Raw genomic sequence first — 6,139 nt, 5'->3', positions numbered from 1 at the left:
TGGTGGGTGATGACGGGCTCGAACCGCCGACCCCCTCCGTGTAAAGGAGATGCTCTACCAACTGAGCTAATCACCCACAATATAACTGACTACGGGTACAACCCTGAGAAAATGATGGTGGGTGATGACGGGCTCGAACCGCCGACCCCCTCCGTGTAAAGGAGATGCTCTACCAACTGAGCTAATCACCCTCATATTCTCATTTAAACTATCAGACGAGATGGTGGGCGATGACGGGCTCGAACCGCCGACCCCCTCCGTGTAAAGGAGATGCTCTACCAACTGAGCTAATCGCCCCGTCTTGATGGAGTCGCATTATAGGGATAGTTGAAAGTGAGTCAACGGTTTTTAAAGCGTTTTTATTTGTTCGCCGCAAAATTAGGCAGGGCTCATATCGCCAAAGGAAAAGCGAGAGCGTGTAAAGCGCGTTCAATGAGCGGTGGCGATAATCTGCCAGCGTTGAGGAATTGTCATGGAGTGGTAGAATGACGTCCACTTTTTAAATTCCGAGCAATTATCGGTACTCTGCCGAGAAGCGTTGCATAATAAGGCTGTGAACCCAATGAAAATTAAAACCCGCTTTGCCCCTAGCCCTACCGGCTATCTTCATGTCGGTGGTGCCCGTACTGCGCTCTATTCCTGGTTGTTTAGCCGCCATAACGGTGGTGAGTTTGTACTGCGTATTGAAGATACTGATCTCGAACGCTCAACCCAGGAGGCTATCGACGCAATTATGGATGGCATGAACTGGTTAAATCTGGATTGGGATGAAGGCCCCTATTTTCAAACCAAGCGTTTTGATCGCTACAATGCGGTGATCGATGAAATGCTGCAACAGGGAACCGCCTATAAATGCTACTGCTCCAAAGAGCGGCTGGAGGCATTACGTGAGCAGCAAATGACCGATGGCGAAAAACCACGTTATGACGGCCGTTGCCGTGATAGTGAGTGTAGCCATACTGCTGATGAACCTTATGTGGTGCGTTTTCGCAATCCGCAACAAGGCTCGGTCATTTTTGACGATAAAATCCGCGGTCCTATAGAGTTTAGTAATCAGGAATTGGATGATCTGATTATCCGCCGTACCGATGGCGCACCAACCTATAACTTCTGTGTGGTGATCGACGACTGGGATATGGAAATTACCCATGTGATCCGTGGTGAAGACCATATCAATAATACCCCGCGCCAGATTAATATCCTGAAAGCACTGGGCGCGCCAGTACCGGAATATGCTCATGTGTCGATGATCCTGGGGGATGATGGCAAGAAATTGTCTAAACGCCATGGTGCAGTGAGCGTGATGCAGTACCGTGATGATGGCTATCTGCCGCAGGCACTGCTGAACTATCTGGTGCGTTTGGGCTGGTCACACGGTGATCAGGAGATCTTCTCGATTGACGAAATGAAGCAACTGTTCACACTGGACGCGATTAATAAATCGGCCAGTGCTTTCAACACAGAGAAGCTACAGTGGCTAAACCATCACTATATTAACCACCTGCCAGCAGAAGAGGTGGCGGTCTATCTGGCATGGCATATTGAGCAGCAAGGGATTGAGACCCGCAATGGCCCAGAACTTAAAGATATCGTTAAGTTGCTGGGAGAACGTTGCAAAACGTTGAAGGAGATGGCGGAATCTTGCCATTACTTCTATCAAGATTTTAGTGAGTTTGATGCGGATGCTGCCAAGAAGCATTTGCGCCCGGTAGCTCGGCAACCTTTGGAGGTGGTTCGTGCCAAACTGGCGGCGATCACGACCTGGACACCAGAAAATGTACATGATGCGATTCAGGGAAGCGCAGATGAACTGGGGTTAGGCATGGGTAAGGTCGGGATGCCATTGCGCGTTGCCGTTACTGGTGTCAGTCAGTCGCCAGGTATGGATGTGACCGTGCATGCTATCGGCCAGGCGCGGTCGCTTAAGCGTATCGACCAGGCGTTGGCCTATATTGCGCAGCGTGAAGCCCAGGCTTAAGTCAGACCAGCAACAGATAAAGCCCAGAGAAGTGATCGGCTGAGCTTTATGCTGTTGAGCGGGTAAGGTGATTTTTTCGCATTAATGGTGTTGACGTGGTGGCTTTTTCAGCGCTTGATCGAGTAATTCAATTTAGCCGTTGACACTGTTTCAGGGGTTTCATATTATGCGCCCCGTTCACTGAATTTTGTTATTGTGGATTGGGGCTATAGCTCAGCTGGGAGAGCGCTTGCATGGCATGCAAGAGGTCGACGGTTCGATCCCGTCTAGCTCCACCAAACTCTTTTATAAAGAGTCGGTGAACACCGTAACGCCGGTTAATGCGTAGCACTTTGTGGGGTTATAGCTCAGCTGGGAGAGCGCTTGCATGGCATGCAAGAGGTCGACGGTTCGATCCCGTCTAGCTCCACCAAACTCTTTTATAAAGAGTCGGTGAACACCGTAACGCCGGTTAATGCGTAGCACTTTGTGGGGTTATAGCTCAGCTGGGAGAGCGCTTGCATGGCATGCAAGAGGTCGACGGTTCGATCCCGTCTAGCTCCACCATCATTCTAAAAAGCCGACTTTAAGTCGGCTTTTTGCTTTTAGCGCATTCTACTTTCCAATATGAAGAATACCCGGTGAGTTTAACCGGGCATTTTCCTATGTTAACAACCTAATATCAGGCCGGCGATGGCAGCAGACAGGATGCTGACTAAAGTCGCGCCAGCAATAAAATGTTAATCATTGGTTTAAATGTAACGACTAATGTTACTTATGTGTGTATTTTTAGCCGGGTGTTGCCATACTCAGTCAGTAAAACAGCAAGGTTTAGCGCGATCCATGAATAAGGTTTGGCTTATTGGTTATCGCAGCGATAAGTATTATCATAATAAATGCGTTTGATAATTATTATCATTAGTGCAAAAGTATATGGCAGGGAATCATTAACAAGGGGTTCAGACAATGCTGAACAGTCGCACAGTGAATGAAACAACATCGATCCGCAGGTCGAGAAAGATCAAACTTTCTCTGATGGGGCCTGCGTTTATTGCGGCTATTGGCTACATTGACCCCGGTAACTTCGCCACTAATATTCAGTCCGGTGCTTCTTTTGGCTATACCTTGCTGTGGGTAGTGGTATGGGCCAATGTCATGGCGATGTTGATCCAGTTGCTTTCCGCCAAGCTGGGCATTGCGACCAATAAAAACCTGGCTGAACATATTCGTGATCGTTTCCCTCGTCCGGTAGTTTGGGCCTATTGGGTACAAGCAGAAATTATCGCTATGGCCACTGATCTGGCCGAGTTTATCGGTGCGGCCATCGGTTTTAAAATGCTATTTGGGGTCTCGTTGCTACAGGGGACCGTCCTGACCGCTATTGCCACGTTCCTGATCCTGATGTTGCAAAGACGCGATCAAAAGCCACTGGAACTGGTTATTGGTGGCCTGCTGCTGTTTGTGGCTGCGGCTTACATTGTCGAATTGGCCTTTTCTCAGCCCCAATTGAGTGGGGTATTGAAGGGCATGGCGATACCGGATTTACCCAATAGCGATGCCGTGTTTCTGGCGGCCGGGGTGCTGGGGGCGACTATCATGCCTCATGTGATCTATCTGCATTCGTCATTGACGCAGAATGCCGGGAAAGACTCTAAAGCTGAGCGTTATGCAGCAACCAAAGTGGACGTCGCTATCGCCATGACCATTGCCGGTTTTGTTAACCTGGCGATGATGGCGACCGCTGCCGCGGCATTTCACTTTAACGGTCACACTGGCATTGTCGATCTTGATCAAGCCTATCTGACATTACAACCGTTGCTGGGCAACGCAGCGGCAACCATTTTTGGCTTGAGCTTGCTGGCTGCGGGTCTCTCCTCCACCGTGGTGGGAACACTGGCGGGGCAGGTGGTGATGCAAGGGTTTATTCGTTTTTACATTCCCCTATGGGTACGACGTGTGGTTACCATGTTGCCATCGTTTATTGTCATTATGCTGGGGATGGACGCAACACGGGTACTGGTACTCAGCCAGGTCCTACTGAGCTTTGGGATTGCTCTGGCGCTGGTACCGTTGCTGGTGTTTACCAGTAATCGTCAACTGATGGGGGAGATGGTTAACAGCCGCACCATCCAATACATCGGTATTTCCATCGTGGTGGTGGTGGTGGGGTTGAATGGTTACCTACTGGTGAGTAGTCTTTTTTAGACCACCGTTATAACCATGCTTTTCCTCAGTGATGACCAATATTCTCACTTAACATAATGATGTCGTCAGATTGCTCGATCTCGAGTAATGTTTGCTTGATGTGGTTAATAACAGTGAGAAGAGAAAAATGAAGGTACTGGGCTTATTAGGTGGAATGAGCTGGGAATCCACCATACCGTATTATCGCATGATTAATGAGCAGGTAAAAACTCAGCTTGGCGGCCTGCATTCGGCAAAAATTGTGCTTTATAGCGTGGATTTTCACGAAGTGGAGCGGTTGCAACATCAAGGGGATTGGGACGGGGCCGGGCGCCTGTTAGCATCCGCCGCCAGCGCGTTGCGTGCCGCAGGTGCTGAGGCCATTGTCATTTGCACCAACACCATGCATAAGGTGGCAGATGCCATAGAGCAAGCCAGCGGCTTACCGTTAATCCATATTGCGGATGCCACCGCAGAACAGGTATGCCAACAAGATATCCGCCGTATCGGGTTGTTAGGAACGCGTTTTACCATGGAGCAGGATTTTTACCGTGGGCGTCTGCAGGATAAATTTGGTCTTGAGGTTATCACACCGGACGCTGCGGACCGTGAGATTATCCACCGTATTATTTATCAAGAGCTGTGTTTGGGTCATATCCTTGCGCCTTCTCGGGCGGAGTACCAGCGGATTATCAGTAAACTGGAACAGCAGGGTGCTGAAGGGATCATTTTTGGTTGTACGGAGATTAGCCTCCTTGTTGGCGCTCAAGATGCCACGGTACCGGTCTTCGATACCACGGCAATTCACGCCTATGCCGCAGCCAGATATGCACTGAGCTGACCCTCCCTTGACTGTCTTAAGCATCAACAAGCAATAATAGCTCAATAGATGGTTGAAAATCGTGCTGTGTGCAATATTTTTTGTGATCGGGTTCGCTATTGGAGCCTGAGGGCTGAATGGAGTAGGTGGGTTTAGCGATATGATTTTACTGTGTATACCGTTTTGCTTTACTGATTAGGGAGAAAATATTAATGACCTATGCTCTCGTAGGTGATGTGGGAGGTACCAATGCCCGTCTGGCGTTGTGTTCTCTTGAAACGGGTGAGATTACCCAGGATAAAACCTACTCCGGCCTGGAGTTTGAGAGCCTTGAGGTGGTGGTTGGTCACTATCTTGCCGAGCAGCAGCAGCGGGTTGAAAATGCCTGTATTGCCATTGCTTGCCCGGTTACAGATGATTGGGTCGCGATGACCAATCATAGCTGGGCTTTTTCAATTAAACAGATGAAAGCTAACCTGGGGCTTAATCATCTGGAAGTGATTAACGATTTTACCGCTGTTTCCATGGCAATTCCGATGCTGTCAGAGGCAGATGTTTTACAGTTTGGCGGCGGTAAAGCGCGTAAAGATAAACCCATCGCGGTGTATGGCGCCGGTACGGGTTTGGGCGTGGCACATTTGGTGCCGGTTAACCAGCGCTGGGTCAGTTTGCCTGGGGAAGGGGGGCATGTCGATTTAGCACCAAACAGCGACGAAGAGCACAGCATCTTACAGGTGCTACGTGCCGAAATAGGCCGCGTTTCGGCTGAGCGGGTATTGTCTGGCCCTGGGCTGGTGAATCTGTACCGAGCCATTGTCAAGGCGGAACAGCGTCAACCGGAAGCGCTTAAACCGCAAGATATTACCGAGCGAGCGTTAGCGGATAGCTGTACCGATTGTCGCCGTGCATTATCGCTGTTTTGTGTGATGATGGGGCGTTTTGGTGGCAACCTGGCACTGAACTTGGGAACGTTTGGCGGCGTATATATTGCTGGCGGCATTGTGCCACGTTTCTTGGCGTTCTTTAAGGCTTCCGGGTTTCGCGATGCGTTTGAAGATAAGGGCCGCTTTAGAGAGTATGTGCAGGAAATTCCTGTATTTATGATCACTCACCCTCAACCGGGCTTATTAGGGGCCGGGGCCCATTTGCGTCAAAGCTTGGGCATGCATTTGTAGGGG

The 6,139-nt window shown here is 49.7% G+C and carries 4 protein-coding genes and 6 tRNA genes; 7 read left to right on the top strand and 3 right to left on the bottom strand.

The window, feature by feature from the left end; genetic code table 11:
- The 3 genes from IO95_RS04920 to IO95_RS04910 all read right to left on the bottom strand — a co-directional run bounded on the left by IO95_RS04920 (nucleotide 1) and on the right by IO95_RS04910 (nucleotide 297).
- A tRNA-Val gene (locus IO95_RS04920) sits at nucleotides 1-76 on the bottom strand.
- A 39-nt stretch (nucleotides 77-115) separates the two neighbouring features.
- A tRNA-Val gene (locus IO95_RS04915) sits at nucleotides 116-191 on the bottom strand.
- Between the two features lie 30 nt (nucleotides 192-221).
- Nucleotides 222-297, bottom strand: a tRNA-Val gene (locus IO95_RS04910).
- Between the two features lie 265 nt (nucleotides 298-562).
- Between IO95_RS04910 and gltX the strand changes: the two genes are divergently transcribed.
- The 7 genes from gltX to glk all read left to right on the top strand — a co-directional run bounded on the left by gltX (nucleotide 563) and on the right by glk (nucleotide 6,136).
- Nucleotides 563-1,978: a glutamate--tRNA ligase gene (gltX, locus tag IO95_RS04905; protein WP_037384097.1), complete on the top strand. Its 1,416-nt coding sequence runs from the start codon at nucleotides 563-565 to the stop codon at nucleotides 1,976-1,978.
- 202 nt (nucleotides 1,979-2,180) lie between these two features.
- Nucleotides 2,181-2,256: transfer RNA gene (locus tag IO95_RS04900), tRNA-Ala, on the top strand.
- Nucleotides 2,257-2,314: 58 nt separating this feature from the next.
- Nucleotides 2,315-2,390, top strand: a tRNA-Ala gene (locus tag IO95_RS04895).
- A 58-nt stretch (nucleotides 2,391-2,448) separates the two neighbouring features.
- Nucleotides 2,449-2,524 (top strand) — tRNA-Ala (locus IO95_RS04890).
- A 399-nt stretch (nucleotides 2,525-2,923) separates the two neighbouring features.
- Nucleotides 2,924-4,162 carry an Nramp family divalent metal transporter gene (locus tag IO95_RS04885; RefSeq protein ID WP_023491291.1) on the top strand — a complete coding sequence of 413 codons (1,239 nt, stop codon included), beginning with the start codon at nucleotides 2,924-2,926 and terminating at the stop codon, nucleotides 4,160-4,162.
- Nucleotides 4,163-4,289: 127 nt separating this feature from the next.
- Nucleotides 4,290-4,982 (top strand): aspartate/glutamate racemase family protein, encoded by a 693-nt coding sequence (locus IO95_RS04880; RefSeq protein ID WP_023491290.1) that lies wholly within the window; start codon nucleotides 4,290-4,292, stop codon nucleotides 4,980-4,982.
- 191 nt (nucleotides 4,983-5,173) lie between these two features.
- Nucleotides 5,174-6,136: a glucokinase gene (gene glk / locus IO95_RS04875; RefSeq protein ID WP_023491289.1), complete on the top strand. Its 963-nt coding sequence runs from the start codon at nucleotides 5,174-5,176 to the stop codon at nucleotides 6,134-6,136.
- Nucleotides 6,137-6,139 lie beyond the last annotated feature (3 nt).

The organism is Serratia sp. DD3 (assembly GCF_000496755.2).
This window is presented reverse-complemented; position numbering and strand designations above follow the sequence as displayed.